Origin of the sequence: Brevibacterium sp. LS14, assembly GCF_012027885.1 — a bacterium.
Taxonomy (GTDB): Bacteria; Actinomycetota; Actinomycetes; order Actinomycetales; family Brevibacteriaceae; genus Brevibacterium; species Brevibacterium casei.
In genome coordinates, this window is sequence record NZ_SJXG01000060.1 from 69,990 (window position 1) to 87,093 (window position 17,104).

Sequence of the window (17,104 nt, forward strand, 5' to 3'; positions counted from 1 at the left end):
GTCACTGATTCGCAGAGACGGGGACCCGCTGGAGGACACGGCCGATGAGCTCGGCCGCGAGCTCGGAGTCGTCGCCGTCGCGGGGGATGATGCGGTGGGCGAGGATGTACGGCGCGAGTGCCTGGATGTCGTCGGGGGTGACGAAGGTGCGGCCCGACAGTGCTGCGCGCGCCTTCGCCGCACGGAGCAGGTGGACGCCGCCGCGGGGCGATGAGCCGAGCAGGATCGCCTGGTCGTTGCGGCTGGCCTGGAGGATCGCGACGATGTACTCGCGCAGCTCGCGGCTGGCACCGACGTGACGGACGATGTCGCGGGCCTGTCCGACCTGTTCGAGGCTCGTGACCGCCTGTGCCGCGGCGAGCGGGTCGTGCTCGATCTGATTGTCGAGCAGATCGACCTCGTCGGCCGTCGCCGGGTAGCCGAGCGAGAGTCGGGTCATGAAGCGGTCGCGCTGGGCCTCGGGCAGGGCGTAGGTGCCCTCCATGTCGATGGGGTTCTGCGTGGCGACGACGATGAACGGCGACGGCATCCTGTGCGTCTCCCCGTCGATCGTCGCCTGACCCTCGGCCATGCACTCGAGCATCGCCGACTGGGTCTTGGGGGAGGCGCGGTTGATCTCGTCGGCGATGACGATGTTCGCGAAGACCGGGCCGCGCCGGAACTCGAAGTGGCGGGTCTCCTGATTGAACAGGTTGACCCCGACGACGTCGGTGGGCAGAAGGTCGGGCGTGAACTGGATGCGGCGGACCGAACCGTCGACGACCTTGCCCATCGCACGGGCCAGGAGCGTCTTGCCGACGCCGGGCACGTCCTCGAGGAGGACATGGCCGCCGGCGAGGAGGGCGATGAGGGAGAGGCCGACGGCTTCGTCCTTGCCCTCGAGCACGGAGTTCATCGCCGTGCGGGCGCGGGACGTCAGCTGCTGAACCCATTCGATGTGCTCGGTGCCGATGACGGAGTTGGTCTGCGTGGCTTCCTGGCTGGTCGACATGCGTCCATTCTTCCCTATCCCGCCCCCGGCATCCATTCGGGCGCCTCTCAGGAACTCTGCGGTCGCCGTCGACCTCGCCCCACTCCGCTCCCCGGCCCTGCCCACACGCCTCCCGGCGGGTCTCCACTTCCCTCCCCACCTTCCTCTACCGCCCGCCCCACTTCGCTCCACCGACCGCCCCACTTTCCTCCCCACTGCCCTCCACCTCGGCGGTCAACCCCGGAAATCCGGGGATCACGGACCCTGACACCCCCGCCGAGGCGGCCCATCCCACCGGGAGACGAGCACCGTCGAACGCGCCGATGGGAAATTTTCTCCACTTTCCTCCACCGGTCTGACCTGGGATTTCATTGGCTCTGGAGAGGAAGTGGGGGGAATGTGCTGGATGATGTGGAGGGAAGTGGAGTAGGGTGGTTGCTATCGGAGCCGATTGGTTTCGAAAGGGGTGAGACGACATGTTCTTGGGCACTCATATGCAGAAGCTCGACGACAAGGGTCGCCTCATCCTGCCCGCAAAGTTCCGTGACGAGCTCTCGCCAGGACTCGTTCTCACCCGTGGCCAGGAGAACTGCCTCACCCTGTTCCCCACCACGGAGTTCGAGGCCGAGCACGAGCGGATCCAGAACGCGCCGAAGACGAACAAGGAGGCACGCGACTACCAGCGCGTGTTCCTGTCGGCGGCCTTTGCGGATCAGCCGGACAAGCAGGGGCGCATCACCGTCCCGCACATACTGCGGCAGTACGCATCGCTCGATCGGGAGGTCGCAGTGATCGGCATGGGCAACCGAGTCGAGATCTGGGACGCACCGACGTGGGAGGAGTACCTCGTGGGAGCGCAGCAGGCCTTCGCCGAACGCGAGAACGAGGTGATCCCCGGAGTGATCTGATCCTGCTCGGGTTCGATCCTTGCCCGCCGTGTGCTGAGATTCGGGGCACTTCCCCGGTTCCGAAGCTCACCCGTCCTGACACACTTCCCCGGTGCCAGGGCCGCGGCGGACAAGGTTCCGACTCCAGCAGGGCACCGAGACCAGAGACGACCACGCACGAAGGACTCCACCATGAACGCACAGCATGTGCCAGTGCTCCTCGAGCGCGTGGTCGAGCTCCTCGGCGTCGGCGTCGCCGCCGCCCGCGACCAGGGGCGCACCCCCGTCATCGTCGACGGCACCCTGGGCATGGGCGGCCACGCCGAGGCGGTGCTCCGGGCCTTCCCCGACGTCCACCTCGTCGGCATCGACCGCGACCTCGAGGCCATCGCCATCGCGACGAAGCGGCTGGCCCCCTTCGCCGAGCGCACCGACATCGTCCACGCCGTCGACGACGAACTGCCGCGCGTCCTCGCCGACCTCGGCATCGAGGCGATCAGCGGCATCCTCCTCGACCTCGGCGTCTCCTCCCTCCAGCTCGACGAGGACGACCGCGGCTTCTCCTACTCCCGTCCCGCCCCGCTGGACATGCGCATGGACCAGAGCCGGGGGAGGACCGCCGCCGAGGTGCTCGCGACCTATCCCGAAGCCGAACTGCGGCGCATCCTGCGCGAGTACGGCGAGGAGAAGATGGCCGGGAAGATCGCGAAGATCATCGTCACCGACCGTGAGACGACCCCGTGGGAGACCTCCGATCAGCTCGCGGCGATGCTCGCCCGCGTCCTGCCCGAGGGCAAGAAGCGCTCCCACCCGGCGAAGCGGACGTTCCAGGCGCTGCGGATCGAGGTCAATGACGAACTCGGCGTGCTCCGCACTGCCCTGCCGGCCGCGCTGGAAGCGCTCCACGTCGGGGGAGTGGCCGTCATCGAGTCCTATCAGTCGCTCGAGGACACGATCGTCAAGCGGATCTTCCGAGCCGGCACCGTCAGCCAGGCGCCGCCGGACCTGCCCGTTGTGCCCGAGCACCTGCAGCCGTGGCTGCGCGAGATCGTGCGCGGAGCCGAAGTCGCCGACGACGAGGAAGCCGAGACCAACCCTCGCGCGAAGAGCGTGAGGCTGCGCGCCGTTGTCAAGATCAGGGAGGACCAGCAGTGAGCCACGCACACGCCGTCGCCGGAGCACCTCAGCGCCGCAGGCAGGAGACCCCCGCATCGTCTCCGCGGCTGCGCCTGCTCAAGTTCGAGCTGCCGAAGTCGAAGCTGCCGTTCTCGCTGCTCTGCATCGGGATCCTCGTCGCCACCCTCGTCGCCGTCCTCCTCCTCAACATCTTCATCTCGAACACCTCGTATGAGATCGAGCGGCTGGGAGCGGAGAAGGAGAAACTCGCCGAGGAGAAGGACCGCCTCGTCGAGGACAACTCCTACCGCGAGTCCCCGCAGAACATCGCCAAGGCCGCCGAGGAGCTCGGCCTCGTCCGCGACACCTCCCCGGAGTTCCTCGACGCGAAGACGGGCAAGGTCATCGACGCCCCGCCGATCGACGAGTCCGGTGAGAAGAAGCCGACAGTCGTCCCCGGCCCGCGCGCCGATACCAGGGAGGACCTCCGACCCAATCTACGATCGGATGAGAAGCTTCCCGTCGTCGGCGGAAGCCCGGGCAAGGACATCGCACCCCCCGCACAGAAGTCCCCGAACTGATCCTCGCCCGCTCGGGGCGGGGGAGCCCCGCAGCCGGGCCGGCGCCCGGAGACAGAGACGAGCCACGAGGTAAGGACGAGGCATGGCCCCACGAGCGCGCAAGGCGAAGGCACCCAACCTGCGCCGTCGGATCGCCGTCGTCGCGATCCTCTCCGTGATCGTCCTCGTCGTCACCGGCGTCCGCCTCGTCTCCATCCAGGGCATGGACTCGATGAAGCTCGCGGAGAAGGCACTGGCCAACCGCCTCGTCACCCGCACCCTGCCCGCCGACCGGGGACAGATCGTCGCCGCCGACGGCACGGTGCTCGCCGACAGCGTCTCCCGCTATCAGCTCGTCGTCGACCAGAAGAACGTCGCCCAGTACAAACGGGACGGCAAGCTGCTCGGAGCGTGGGGGGCCGCCGAGGCGCTCGCCGGACCGCTCAACACCGACCCGGGCCTGCTCTACCCCGAACTCGTCGGCGACAAGCGGTGGAACCCGGTGGCCAAGGGCCTGACCTCGGAGACCTGGCGGGAGATCGAGGCCCTTGACATCCTCGGCATCTCCGCCGAGGAGTACGCGGTCCGCTCCTATCCCTCCGGCGGGGTCGCCGGCAACCTCGTCGGCTTCCTCAGCTCCGACGGCCCGGCCCAGGCCGGCCTCGAACTCGCCTACGACGAGCAGCTCTCGGGCCGTGACGGGCAGCAGCAGTACGAACGCGGCGCGCGCGGGGACATCATCCCCCTCGGCGACAACAACATCCGCGCGGCCAAGGACGGCGACGGCATCCGCACGACGATCAACCCGTCCGTCCAGTACTACGCGCAGCAGGCGATCGCCGAACAGGTGAAGAAGCACAAGGCCGAGTCGGGATCGGTCGTCATCAAGGAGATCAAGACCGGCAAGATCCTCACCGCCGCCGATGCCCCGAGCGTCGACCCGAACAATCCGGGCAAGGTCGACGGCGCCGACCGCGGGTCGCGCATCTTCACCGACGTCTTCGAGCCCGGGTCGACGGCGAAGATGGTCACCGCCGCAGCGCTGCTCGACCAGGGCCTCGTCACCCCGGACCAGGAGTTCACGGTCCCCGACACGTGGAAGGCACCCAACGGCGAGGAGTTCCGCGATTCCTCACCCCACCCCGACCAGAAGCTCACGTTCGCCGGCATCCTCGCCGAATCCTCGAACACCGGAACGATCCTCGCCGGTCAGGCGCTCACCGAGGCGCAGCGGTATGAGTACATGAAGCGCTTCGGCTTCGGATCGGCATCGGGCATCGGCTTCCCTGCCGAGACCGGCGGCATCCTCCACCCCTATCAGGACTGGGACGGGCGGACGAAGTACACGGTGATGTTCGGACAGGGCATGGCGGCGAACGCGATCCAGACCACCGATGTCATCGCGACGATCGCCAACGGAGGAGTCGACGTGCCCTCCCGCCTCGTCGACGGCACGATCTCTCCATCGGGCAGGACGATCCCTCTCCCCGCCGACGAACCGAGACGGGTGGTCAGTGAGAAGGCCGCCGACCAGACGCTGGCGATGCTCGAGGGCGTCGTCGCCGAGGGCACCGGACAGTCCGCGCAGGTCTCCGGCTACCGCGTCGCCGGCAAGACGGGCACCGCGCAGGCCCCGTCCGCCGAAGGCGGCGGCTACGACGGCTACACCGCGTCCTTCGTCGGAGTCATCCCCGCCGAGGACCCCCAGTTCGCGATCTCCGTGACGTTGCAGCGCCCGCGGAAGGGCTACTACGGTGGTACCGCCGCCGCGCCCGTGTTCTCCGATGTCGCCGGCTTCGTGATGCGGCACTACAAGATCCCCCCGTCGTCGACGGACCCGAACCTGCCTGCTCGAGAATGGAAATGATGCGCATCTCCCAGCTGCTCCCCGCGGCCCCCGGCACGATCCACGGAGACCCCGACCGTGAGGTCTCGGGCGTCTCCCACGACTCGCGCACGGTCGCCCCGGGGCAGCTCTACGCCGCCCTGCCGGGGTCGAACGTCCACGGCGCCCGCTTCGCCCCCGACCTCATCGCCGCAGGCGTGAGCGCGATCCTCACCGATCCGGTCGGCTGGCGGCTCATCGCCGAGGCGGTCGACCCGGACGCCCTCGCCGCGGTCACCGGCCTCGTCGTCGACGACCCCCGGGCCGTGCTCGGCTTCGTCTCCGCCGCCGTCTACGGCACCGACGTCCGCCCCGAGCTCCTCGGCGTCACCGGGACCAACGGGAAGACGACGACGACCTACCTGCTCGCGGGCATGCTCGAGGCCCTCGGACGGCGCACCGGCGTCATCGGCACCGTGGCGACCCTCATCGACGGCACCGCCGTGCCGGCCGTGCGCACCACTCCCGAGGCACCTGAGCTCCACGCCCTGTTCGCGAAGATGCGCGCCGCCGACGTCGACACGTGCGCGATGGAGGTCTCCTCGCACGCGCTGAGCCAGCACCGCGTCGACGGCGCCCACTTCGCCGTCGCCGGGTTCACGAACCTCTCCCAGGACCACCTCGACTTCCACCATTCGATGGACGAGTACTTCGCGGCCAAGGCCGCGCTCTTCACCCGCGCCTTCGCCGACCGGGCCGTCATCGTCATCGAGGACGAATGGGGCGAGCGGATGGCCGCGGCCGCGCAGATCCCCGTGACCACCCTCGGCCGCGACGACCGCAGCCGGCTGCGGATCGACCACACACCCGGCGAATCCGACTTCAGCCTCCGCCTCGGCGAGGGAGAGACCATTCCGCTGCGCTCACCGCTGCCGGGGGACTTCAACGTCACGAACACCGCACTCGCGGCCGCGATGCTCGTCGAATCCGGGATCCCGGCGACCGAGCTGAGCGCGATCGGGCGGACGTTCACCGCCGCCGTCCCCGGACGCATGGAGGTCATCGGCATCGCCGAGGACGCAGCGCACGAGCTTCCGCGGGCGATCGTCGACTACTCCCACACGCCCGATGCGATCGCGAAGGCCCTCGCCTCGCTCGACGCCGACAGCGACGAGCTCGTCATCGTCGTCGGCGCCGGCGGCGATCGCGACCCCGGCAAGCGCCACGGAATGGGTGCGGCCGCGGCACGCGGGGCCGATGTGATCGTTCTCACCGACGACAACCCGCGCAGCGAGGACCCCGCGGCCATCCGGGCCGCCGTCAGGGCGGGAATCGATGCCGAGATCGCTGCGGGAGGCGCGCGTGTGAAGAAGGTCATCGAAATCGGCGATCGCGGCGAGGCCATCGACAAGGCGATCGCCTCCGCGAGCCCCGCGACCACAGTGCTCATCGCGGGCAAGGGCCATGAGACGGGCCAGTCGGCGGGCGGCGTCGTCACCGAATTCGACGACCGCTCGAGGACACGCTCAGCGCTGACCGCGCGACTCGGGCGCCCCGAAACAGGTAAAGTTCACAGTTGATATGAAGCGACTGAGTGCAGCCGAGATCGCAACCGCCGTCAACGGCGAGTTGTACGGCATCGACCCCGAATCCCTGTTGAGCGCCGGAGTCGTCACCGACTCCCGCGAAGTCGGCCCCGGTGACATCTACGTCGCCCGCCGCGGAGAGAACTTCGACGGCATCGAGTTCGCCGCCGCCGCCGTGGAGGCCGGTGCCGCGCTCGTCATCGGCGAATCCGTCCCCACCGTCGACGACAGCCCGCTGCCGACGGTCCTCGTCGCCGACGCCACCGAGGCGCTCGGGCAGCTCGCCCGCCGCAGCGTCGAAGCGCTGCGTGAGACCGGGGAGCTGCGCGTCATCGCCATCACCGGCTCGGTCGGCAAGACCACCGTCAAGGACCTCACCGCCGATCTCCTCGCCGGTGCCGGCCCGACGGTGTGGCCCCCGAACTCGTACAACAACGAGGTCGGCGTCCCGCTCACCGCGTTGCGCGCCGACGAGGAGACGCAGTTCCTCGTCCTCGAGATGGGCGCTCGCTCGATCGGCAACCTCGCCTACCTCACGAGCCTCATCCGGCCCGACATCGCCGTCGAACTCGCCGTGGGCACCGCCCACTCGGGCGTGTTCGGTTCGATCGACAACACGGCCCGGGCGAAGGCCGAACTCGTCGAATCGCTCGTCGCGGGCTCGACGGCGGTGCTCAACGCCGACGACTCCCGCGTCGCGGCGATGCGCGAGGTGCTCGCCGCAGACGTCGAGACGCTGTGGTTCTCCCAGCGGGAATCCCTGCCCGAATGGGTCGGTGCCGACGACCGCATCGTCCGCGCGACCGGGATCTCCACCGACTCCTCCGGCCACCCCTCGTTCGCCCTCCATCTGCCCGGCGAGGAGCCGCAGGAGGTGCGTCTCGCGCTCGTCGGCGAGCACCACGTCGGCAACGCCCTGGCCGCGGCCGCCGTGGCCTTCGCCTGCGGAGTCGGGGTGAAGTCGATCGTCACCACGCTCGCGACCTCCTCGGCGGCGAGCCGCTGGCGGATGGAGCTCATCGACTCGCCCTCGGGCGTGACCGTGCTCAACGACGCCTACAACGCCAACCCGGAGTCGATGCGCGCCTCGCTCAAGACGCTCGCGGCGATGGGCCGCGGCGACGAGGACAGCCGCCCCCGCCGGACCTTCGCCGTGCTCGGCGAGATGCTCGAACTCGGCGACGAGAGCGTGTCCGCGCACTCCGACATCGGCGAACTCGTCGTCCGGCTCAACATCACCCGCACCATCGTCGTCGGCGAGGGGGCGAAGCCGATCTTCAACGCCGCCAACCTCGAAGGCTCGTGGGGCAACGAGGCGACCTGGGTCGCCACCGTCGCCGAGGCCAAGGACCTGCTCGGCGCCGAACTCGCCCCTGGTGACATCGTCCTGTTCAAGTCCTCCCGCGACGCCGGTCTGCGGTACCTCGGGGACGACATCGCCGGCGTCTCGGGGGCCCAATGATCGCGGTTCTGCTCGCAGCCTGTGTCAGCCTCTTCCTCGCGCTCGTCGGCACCCCGCTGTTCATCCGGGTCCTCGTCAAGCGCGGCTACGGGCAGTTCGTCCGCGATGACGGTCCGACCACGCATGCGACGAAGCGCGGCACCCCGACGATGGGCGGCGTCGTCATCATCGGCGCCGCGATCATCGCCTACCTGCTCGGCCACCTCCTCACCGGCTCGGTGCCCACCGCCTCGGGACTCCTCGTCCTCTGGCTCGCCGCGGGCCTCGGCGTCGTCGGCTTCCTCGACGACTTCATCAAGATCAAGAAGCAGCGCTCGCTCGGTCTGCGGCCGGTGCCGAAGCTGCTCGGGCAGGCCTTCGTCGGCATCTCCTTCGCCGTCCTCGCCCTCCAGTTCCCCAACGCCTTCGAAGAGACCCCGGCGTCGACGAAGATCTCCTTCATCCGCGACACCAACCTCGACCTCGCCTTCGCCGGCGGCGTCCTCGGCCTCATCCTCTTCGTCATCTGGGCGAACCTCATCGTCACGGCCGTCTCGAACGCCGTCAACCTCACCGACGGACTCGACGGTCTCGCCGCGGGCGCCTCGGCGGTCGTCTTCGCCGCCTACGTCGTCATCGGCACGTGGCAGTCGACGCAGAACTGCAACCTCATGTCCGAGGCGACGAACGCGTGCTACTACATGCGCGACCCCCGCGACCTCGCCATGGTCGCCGGCGCCATGGCCGCCGCGTGCTTCGGCTTCCTGTGGTGGAACACCTCACCGGCGAAGATCTTCATGGGCGACACCGGATCGCTGGCGATCGGCGGCGCGATCGCGGGTCTGGCGATCATGTCGCGCACCGAGCTGCTCCTCCTCGTCATCGGCGGACTCTTCGTCATCATCACGCTCTCGGTGATCATCCAGGTCGCCTCGTTCAAGACGACAGGCAAGCGCGTCTTCCGGATGGCCCCGCTGCAGCACCACTTCGAACTCAAGGGCTGGGCCGAGGTGACGATCGTCGTCCGCTTCTGGATCATCGCCGCACTCTTCGTCATCGCCGGCATCTGCCTCTTCTACGCCGAATGGGTCGCCCGCGTTGGCCACTGACCCCGACCTGAACTATCCGCTCGCCGACCGGGTCCCCGCGGCCCTGTCCGGACCGAGTTCGTCCCTGGCCGGACTGCGGATCCTCGTCACCGGACTCGGCGTCACCGGCTTTCCCGCCGCCGTCCACCTCGGCGAACGCGGTGCCGAGGTCGTCGTCATCGACGGCGACACGACCCGCGACCTCAGCGAGAAGACCGAGATCCTCGAGGTCTTCGACGTCGACATCCGACGCGGACCGGCGGCAGTGGCGGACCTGCCCGAGGGACGGTTCGACCTCGTCGTCACCTCACCGGGCTGGAAGCCCGAGCAGCCCGTGCTCGCCGCGGCGATCGCCGCAGGGATCCCCGTCATCGGTGAGGTCGAGCTCGCCTGGCGCATCCGCGGGACCAACGACGCGAAATGGCTCGCGATCACCGGCACGAACGGCAAGACGACCACGACGACGATGCTCGAATCGATGCTGCTCGCCGCCGGGCTGCGCGCCCGGGCCTGCGGCAACATCGGCACGCCGCTGCTCGAAGCCGTCCTCGAACCCGGACTCGAGGTGCTCGCGATCGAACTCTCGAGCTTCCAGCTCCACTGGGAGTTCTCGATGTCGGCGACCTCCGCCGTCGTCCTCAACCTCGCCCCCGACCACATCGACTGGCACGGCAGCGCCGAGGCGTACGCCGCCGACAAGGCGAAGATCTACCACGACGTGTCCACCGCGTGCGTCTACAACGTCGCCGACGAGGCGACCCTGCGCATGGTCGAGGACGCCGACGTCGTCGCCGGGGCCCGGGCGATCGGCTTCACCACGGAGATCCCCCGCGCCGGTGAGCTCGGCGTCGTCGACGAGCTCCTCGTCGACCGGGCCTTCATCCCGCAGCGCTACACCGCCGCGGCCGAACTCGCCTCGCTCAGCGACGTCGCGCAGGCCGCCGGCACCCCGGGCAGACGACCCGCCGATCACCAGATCGCCAACGCCCTGGCCGCAGCGGCCCTTGCCCGCAGCATCGACGTGCCCGGTCAGGCGATCGCGCAGGGGCTGCGCGATCACGCCCCGGGCGCCCACCGGATGGTCACCGTCGCGGAGGCCGACGGGGTGAGCTGGGTCGACGACTCGAAGGCGACGAACACCCACGCCGCCGACGCCTCGCTGTCCAGCCTCGAGTCGATCGTCTGGATCGCCGGCGGCCTGCCGAAGGGCGCCGACTTCACCGATCTGCTCTCCCGGCACGGCCAGCGGCTCAAGTCCCTCGTCCTCATCGGCGCCGACGACACCGCGCTGCGCCAGGCGGCGATCGCGGCGGTCCCCGACCTCGAGATCGTGCGCATCGACCCGAATCTCGCCGACGACCCGAACGATCCCACCGTCGCCCCCCGTGAGCGGGGAGCTGCGGTCATGGACGCCGCGGTCGCCGCGGCAGTCGACATCGCCTCGGCCGGGGACACCGTGCTCCTCGCCCCGGCCGCCGCGAGCATGGACCAGTTCCTCGACTACACCACCCGGGGCGACCTCTTCGCCCGCGCCGTCCACGCCCGCACGGAGGCCTGACATGGGACGGCAGAGCACCGCGAAACCGGGAGCACGCCGACCGACGAGCTCCGCGGCAGCGCCCGCGAAGGCGGCAGCGCCCGCGAAGGCGGCAGGAACAGCGAAGGCGAAGCCGAAGCCGGCGAAGTCCGCGAAACCGAAGCGCACGAAGCCGGCGACCGCCTCGGCGAGGACCGCTTCGGCGACAGCGACGGCTGGCCGGACTCGCAGGCCCTTCCCCGGTCGCGGACTGCTGCGGGCGATCGGCGCCGAGTACTCCCGGGTGTCGGCCCACCCGCTCACGACCTACTACATCATCCTCATCTCCGTCGTCGCCCTCACCTGCCTCGGCCTCGTCATGGTGCTCTCGGCGTCCTCGATCACCTCGTACGACGGGGGAGAGGGCTCCTCGTTCGCCTACTTCAACAAGCAGGCGGGCTTCGCCGGCGTCGGCTTCGCGCTCCTCATCGCCGCCTCTTTCGTCCCACTGACCATGTGGAAGCGCCTGGCGTGGTGGGCGATGGGCCTCGGTGTTCTCATGCAGGCCGCCGTCTTCGTCCCCGGGCTCGGCAAGGCGACGAAGGGCAATGCGAACTGGATCCAGATCGGCGGCTTCCAGCTCCAGCCCTCGGAGTTCCTCAAGATCGCCCTCGCGGTGTGGCTCGGCTGCGTGCTCGCGAACAAGTTCGGGAAGATGACGACCTTCAGCCATGCGATGATCCCCGTCGTGCCCGGCATCGGCGCCGCCGTCGGCCTCGTCGTCGCGGGCAACGACCTGGGCACCGCGCTCGTCCTCATGGCGATGGCCCTGGCCTGCCTCTTCATCGGCGCCTTCCCCGGGAAGTACTTCGCCCTGCTCGCCCTCGGACTCGGCGCGGTCACTGCCTTCTTCGTCTTCAGCAGCGAGAACCGTCTCAACCGGCTGACCACGGTGATCACCGGTCACTCCGACCAGTCGGCGATCGACGTCACCGGTCAGGCCTGGCAGTCCAACCACGGACTCTTCTCCCTGGCCTCGGGAGGATGGTTCGGCGTCGGGCTCGGAGCGAGTCGCGAGAAGTGGTCGTGGCTGCCGGAGGCGCACAACGACTTCATCTTCGCCATCATCGGCGAGGAGCTCGGTCTGGCCGGAACGCTCGCCGTCATCCTCGTCTTCGCGATGCTCGCCTTCGGACTCATCCGGGTGATGGTGCGCTCGACGAGCCTGTTCGTCACGATCACCACCGCGGGCCTCTTCGCATGGCTCATCGGCCAGGCGGCCATCAACATCGGCGTCGTCGCCGGCCTCCTGCCCGTCATCGGCCTCCCGCTGCCCTTCGTCTCCTACGGTGGATCGTCGATCATCGCCTCCCTGCTCGCCGTCGGCGTCCTCCTCTCCTTCGCCCGCACCGAAGAGGGAGCCGCCGAGGCGATCCGTGCCCACAAGGACCGTGTGCGGTCCTCCTTCGGCGTACTCGCGAAGAAAGTGAGGAAATGACGTGACGAGCATTCTCCTGGCCGGTGGCGGCACCACCGGGCACATCTCGCCGATGCTGGCGATCGGACGGCAGCTGCGGGAGTCCCTGCCCGAGGCCGACGTCTTCGCGCTCGGAACCGACGACGGCCTCGAGACCAGGGTCGTGCCGGCGGCCGGCTTCGAGCTGCTGACGATCGAGAAGGTCCCCATGCCGCGGTCGCTCTCGGCCGGGCTGCTGAGGTTCCCGAAGCGCTTCTCCGACAACATCGCAGCGGTCCGGGCGATCATCGCCGACCGGGACGTCGCGGCCGTCGTCGGCGTCGGGGGATACGTCTGCCCGCCCGCCTACCTCGCCGCGAAGCAGGCGAGGATCCCCATCGTCATCCACGAGGCGAATGCGAAGCCGGGCATGGCCAACCGCCTCGGTGCGGCCCTCACCCGTCCCGGACGGGTCGGAGTGACCTTCCCGGGGACGAAGCTGCGCGGTGCTGAGCTCGTCGGGATGCCGATGCCCGCCGCGATCACCGACCTCGACCGTGACGACCCGTCCGTGCGCGCGGCCGCCCGGGCCGCCCTCGGGCTCACCGATTCCCGGCCCGTCCTCGTCGTCACCGGCGGATCCTCCGGCGCGCAGCGGATCAACGAGGCCTTCGAAGGCGCCGCCGCCGCGTGCCAGGCCGCGGGCGTCCAGGTCCTCCACCTCACTGGTGCCGGCAAGGGCGAGGCCCTGCGGCAGACGACCGCCGAGCTTCCCGACTACCATGTCGTCGACTACGTCGACGGGATGGACCGGGTCTACGCGGCCGCCGACCTCCTCGTCGCGAGGTCCGGGGCCGCCACCGTCGCCGAGACCACCGTCGCCGGGGTGCCCGCGATCTACGTCCCTCTGCCGATCGGCAACGGCGAGCAGCGTCTCAACGCCGCCGGCAGCGCCGAGGCCGGGGCATCGCAGATCATCGACAACCAGGCGTTCACCGAGGCGACCGTCACCGACGTCGTCCTGCCCCTGCTCGCCGACCCCGACCGCCTGCGGGGGATGAGCAGGGCCGCCCGCGCGCTCGACTACCCGACCGATGCGGCGGCCACGATGGCCCAGATCACCACTTCCGCTCTGAGAGGTTGACCATGAGCACAGCTGAGATCGTCCCCGTCACCGAACTCGGAGCCGTCCACTTCATCGGCATCGGGGGCTCGGGCATGTCCGGGATCGCCCGGATCATGGCGATGAACGGGGTGAGCGTGTCGGGATCGGACGCGAAGGAGTCCGCCGTCGTCGACATCCTCCGGGCGCTCGGCGCCCGCGTGGAGATCGGCCACTCCGCCGACCACCTCGGCGAGGCCGACACCCTCGTCGTCTCCTCGGCGATCCGCGAGGACAACCCGGAACTCGTCGCCGCGCGCGCGAAGGGGCTGCGGATCCTCCACCGCTCCGGGGCACTCGCCTCGCTCATGGCCGACTCGAGGGCCGTCGCCGTGGCAGGCACCCACGGGAAGACGACGACGACGTCGATGACGACGGTCGCGCTCCAGGCCTGCGGACTCGACCCCTCGTTCGTCATCGGCGGGGTGCTCTCGACGACGGGAACGAACGCCCACCTCGGCACCGGGGACGTCTTCGTCGCCGAGGCGGACGAGTCCGACGGCTCCTTCCTCCTCTACGAGCCCGCGATCGGCATCCTCACCAACGTCGAAGCCGACCACCTCGACCACTACGGGACCGCGGAGAACGTCCGGCAGGCCTTCATCGACTTCTGCGACGGGATCGGCCGGCGCGGCGGCACGGTCATCGCCTGCGCCGACGACCCCGGCTCCCGGGACGTCGCCGAGCATGCGCGCGAGACCGGGACGACAGTCCTCCTCTACGGCACCGCCGAGGACGCCGACATCCGGATCCTCGACCTCGTCTCCGGCCTCGGCTCGGAGTTCTCCCTCCTCGTGCCCGGACGCAGCGCACCGCTGCCGGTGGCGCTGCGCCAGCCCGGAGCCCACAACGCCCGCAACGCCACGGCTGCGATCGCGGTCGCCCACAGCCTCGGCGCCGACGTCGAACGGGCGGCTGCCGGTCTCGCCGGGTACGGGGGGACGCGGCGGCGCTTCGAGGAACGCGGTCTCGCCGCAGGCGTGCGCGTCATCGACGACTACGCCCACCACCCCACCGAGGTCCGCGCGGTCCTCTCCGCCGCCCGCGGCGTCGTCGCCGACGAAGGCCGCGTGTGGGCGATCTTCCAGCCGCACCTCTACTCGCGGACGGCGGAGTTCAAGGCGGAGTTCGGTCAGGCCCTCGGACTCGCCGACGAGGTCGTCGTCCTCGACGTCTTCCCGGCCCGCGAGGATCCCGTTCCCGGGGTCACCGGCAACCTCATCGCCGAACGCGTACCGCACTCCCACGTGACGTTCCTCTCCTCGTTCGGCGATGCCGTGCCGTACGTCGCCGAGCGCGTGCGCCCCGGCGACCTCGTCCTCACCATCGGCGCCGGCGACGTGACGATCCTCGGTCCGGAGATCCTCGCCGCCCTGGAGAAGTGAGACTGGTGCCCCTGCAGCCCCCACGCGTCGGCGACGAGTCGACGGCGGACCTCACCGGGATCATCCGGGCCCGCCGCCGCGAGATCTGGGCCAAGCGGCTGACCGTCCTCGGCAGCATCGCTGCCGTCCTCGCGCTCGCGGCCGTCGCCTGGTTCTCCCCGCTGCTCGCCCTCGGGTCGGTCTCCGTCGACGGATCCCGGCTCGTGGCCGGCGGCAAGGTCGCCGACTTCGTCGAGGCGGAGCACGGCGGCACCCCGCTGCCGCAGCTGCGGATGTCCCGGATCGAAGCCGAGGTCCTCGAGCGGTTCCCCCGCGCCGAGGCGGCCGACGTCCGCTACTCGGGCCCGCGCTCGATCTCGATCGCCATCACCGACCGCACCCCGGTCATCGCGATCGCCGCCGGCAGCGGCTTCACCCTCTACGACGCCGAGGCGGTCGACCTCGGCACCGTCGACAAGGCGCCGCAGGGGCTCACGGTCCTCGAGTCGGCCTCGCCGAACGAGGAGACGATCGCCGCGGTCATCCGCTTCATGTCCTCGCTCAGCCCCGAGCTGCGGTCGCAGCTGAGCACGGTCGAGGCGAAGGGCAGCGAGGGACTGGCCGGCACGATCGTGACGGGGGAGACGACGGCCTCCGTGGTCTTCGGCGACGCGGAGAACGCGAGCCAGAAGATGCAGACGGCACTCCAGCTCGCCGCGGACGCCCGCACGGAGATCGACGTGTCCGTGCCCTCGGTGCCCGTCACAGGCTGACCCGACCCGGACGACGTGCCGCGATTGGCTCCGACACACCGAGGCTGAGACTGGCCGATGTCCGACACTCCGGGGAGAATGGTTGCAGTGGTATCGCCCAGGCCAATAGCCTCAGGGCAGAGACTTCGAACAATGCACGCTTGAGACAGCGTGGACGATGCACGTGAGACGAGGAACCGACTTGGCTGAATTCCCACAATCCGGAGCGGATATCAAGGTTGCCGGTACCGGCGGCGGTGGTGTCAACGCTGTGCAGAGGATGATCGACGTCGGCCTGCGGGGCGTGGAGTTCATCGCCATCAACACCGACGCGCAGGCGCTCGTGCTCTCCGACGCCGACGTCAAGCTCGAGATCGGCCGCGACCAGACGCGCGGCCTCGGCGCCGGCGCCGACCCGGAGATCGGCCGCAAGGCCGCCGAGTCGAGCGAGGACGCCATCCGCGACGCCCTCGAAGGCGCGGACATGGTCTTCGTCACCGCCGGCGAGGGCGGCGGCACCGGCACCGGTGCGGCACCCGTCGTCGCCCGCGTCGCCCGGTCGCTCGGCGCCCTGACGATCGGAGTCGTCACCCGCCCCTTCACGTTCGAGGGCCGCCGCCGTTCGGCGCAGGCCGAAGCCGGCATCGCCGCGCTGCGCGAAGAGGTCGACACCCTCATCGTCATCCCCAACGACCGCCTGCTCTCGATCTCCGATCGCAGCGTCTCCGTCGTCGAGGCGTTCCGCTCGGCCGATGAGGTGCTGCGCTCCGGCGTCCAGGGCATCACGGACCTCATCTCCGTGCCGGGCCTGATCAACCTCGACTTCGCCGACGTCAAGTCCGTCATGCAGGACGCAGGCACCGCGCTCATGGGCATCGGCGCGGCCACCGGCGACGACCGCGCCGTCCAGGCCGCGGAGTCCGCGATCGCCTCCCCGCTGCTCGAAGCGAGCATCGACGGCGCCCACGGAGTGCTCTTCTGCATCCAGGGCGGGGCCGACCTCGGCCTCTTCGAGGTCAACGAAGCCGCCCGCCTCGTCCAGGAGGCCGCCCACCCAGAGGCGAACATCATCTTCGGCGCCGTCATCGACGACAACATCGGTGACGAATGCCGGGTCACCGTCATCGCCGCCGGATTCGACAGCACCGTCGCCGGACAGGAGTCGAACGTCGTCGAGGCCGTGCCGGCTGGCGTCGGCGCATCGTCGGGTCCCGCCGTCGTCGAATCGGAGGCCGAGACCTATGAGAGCTCCGAGCCCGAGACCTCCGAACCGGAGCCGCGCCGTGAGGAGCACCAGATCCCGACCTCGCTGCCCAATGAGCGGAGCACGTCGAGCCTCGACAACGATCTCGACATCCCCGACTTCCTCAAGTAGCATCCG

At 69.8% G+C, this 17,104-nt stretch carries 14 protein-coding genes; 13 read left to right on the forward strand and 1 reads right to left on the reverse strand.

Going from position 1 to position 17,104, the window contains the following annotated elements; genetic code table 11:
* Position 1: 1 nt before the first annotated feature.
* Positions 2 to 991, reverse strand: coding sequence for an AAA family ATPase (locus EZE58_RS14825; protein ID WP_063250842.1), 990 nt, complete (start codon positions 989 to 991; stop codon positions 2 to 4).
* 455 nt (positions 992 to 1,446) lie between these two features.
* Here EZE58_RS14825 and mraZ point away from each other — a divergent pair, with 455 nt between their 5' ends.
* From mraZ to ftsZ, 13 genes are all read left to right on the forward strand, one after another.
* Entirely contained in the window at positions 1,447 to 1,878 is a 432-nt protein-coding gene (mraZ, locus tag EZE58_RS14830) for a division/cell wall cluster transcriptional repressor MraZ (protein ID WP_040342214.1), read from the forward strand.
* A gap of 171 nt (positions 1,879 to 2,049) precedes the next feature.
* The gene (gene rsmH, locus EZE58_RS14835) at positions 2,050 to 3,012 is read left to right on the forward strand and encodes a 16S rRNA (cytosine(1402)-N(4))-methyltransferase RsmH (protein ID WP_063250878.1); all 963 of its coding nucleotides are present in this window, start codon (positions 2,050 to 2,052) and stop codon (positions 3,010 to 3,012) included.
* Positions 3,009 to 3,554, forward strand: a complete 546-nt coding sequence (locus EZE58_RS14840) for a hypothetical protein (RefSeq protein ID WP_101623679.1) — start codon at positions 3,009 to 3,011, stop codon at positions 3,552 to 3,554. Before rsmH ends, EZE58_RS14840 begins: the two co-directional genes overlap by 4 nt.
* Before the next feature lie 82 nt (positions 3,555 to 3,636).
* On the forward strand, positions 3,637 to 5,400 hold the full coding sequence (locus tag EZE58_RS14845) for a penicillin-binding protein 2 (protein ID WP_063250877.1): 1,764 nt from the start codon (positions 3,637 to 3,639) through the stop codon (positions 5,398 to 5,400).
* Complete coding sequence (locus tag EZE58_RS14850) at positions 5,400 to 6,938, forward strand: UDP-N-acetylmuramoyl-L-alanyl-D-glutamate--2,6-diaminopimelate ligase (protein WP_306460277.1); 1,539 nt, start codon at positions 5,400 to 5,402, stop codon at positions 6,936 to 6,938. Before EZE58_RS14845 ends, EZE58_RS14850 begins: the two co-directional genes overlap by 1 nt.
* Position 6,939: 1 nt before the next feature.
* Positions 6,940 to 8,406, forward strand: coding sequence for a UDP-N-acetylmuramoyl-tripeptide--D-alanyl-D-alanine ligase (gene murF, locus EZE58_RS14855; RefSeq protein WP_063250875.1), 1,467 nt, complete (start codon positions 6,940 to 6,942; stop codon positions 8,404 to 8,406).
* Positions 8,403 to 9,494, forward strand: a complete 1,092-nt coding sequence (gene mraY, locus EZE58_RS14860) for a phospho-N-acetylmuramoyl-pentapeptide-transferase (protein WP_009379937.1) — start codon at positions 8,403 to 8,405, stop codon at positions 9,492 to 9,494. Before murF ends, mraY begins: the two co-directional genes overlap by 4 nt.
* Positions 9,484 to 11,031, forward strand: coding sequence for a UDP-N-acetylmuramoyl-L-alanine--D-glutamate ligase (gene murD / locus EZE58_RS14865; RefSeq protein ID WP_095376571.1), 1,548 nt, complete (start codon positions 9,484 to 9,486; stop codon positions 11,029 to 11,031). Before mraY ends, murD begins: the two co-directional genes overlap by 11 nt.
* Position 11,032: 1 nt before the next feature.
* Positions 11,033 to 12,487 (forward strand): putative lipid II flippase FtsW, encoded by a 1,455-nt coding sequence (gene ftsW / locus EZE58_RS14870; RefSeq protein WP_063250874.1) that lies wholly within the window; start codon positions 11,033 to 11,035, stop codon positions 12,485 to 12,487.
* Position 12,488: 1 nt separating this feature from the next.
* Positions 12,489 to 13,589, forward strand: coding sequence for a UDP-N-acetylglucosamine--N-acetylmuramyl-(pentapeptide) pyrophosphoryl-undecaprenol N-acetylglucosamine transferase (locus EZE58_RS14875; protein WP_167560837.1), 1,101 nt, complete (start codon positions 12,489 to 12,491; stop codon positions 13,587 to 13,589).
* 2 nt (positions 13,590 to 13,591) lie between these two features.
* Positions 13,592 to 14,992, forward strand: coding sequence for a UDP-N-acetylmuramate--L-alanine ligase (murC, locus tag EZE58_RS14880; protein ID WP_063250872.1), 1,401 nt, complete (start codon positions 13,592 to 13,594; stop codon positions 14,990 to 14,992).
* 5 nt (positions 14,993 to 14,997) lie between these two features.
* Complete coding sequence (locus EZE58_RS14885) at positions 14,998 to 15,744, forward strand: cell division protein FtsQ (protein ID WP_167560839.1); 747 nt, start codon at positions 14,998 to 15,000, stop codon at positions 15,742 to 15,744.
* A 181-nt stretch (positions 15,745 to 15,925) separates the two neighbouring features.
* Complete coding sequence (gene ftsZ, locus EZE58_RS14890) at positions 15,926 to 17,098, forward strand: cell division protein FtsZ (RefSeq protein ID WP_063250870.1); 1,173 nt, start codon at positions 15,926 to 15,928, stop codon at positions 17,096 to 17,098.
* Positions 17,099 to 17,104: the final 6 nt, after the last annotated feature.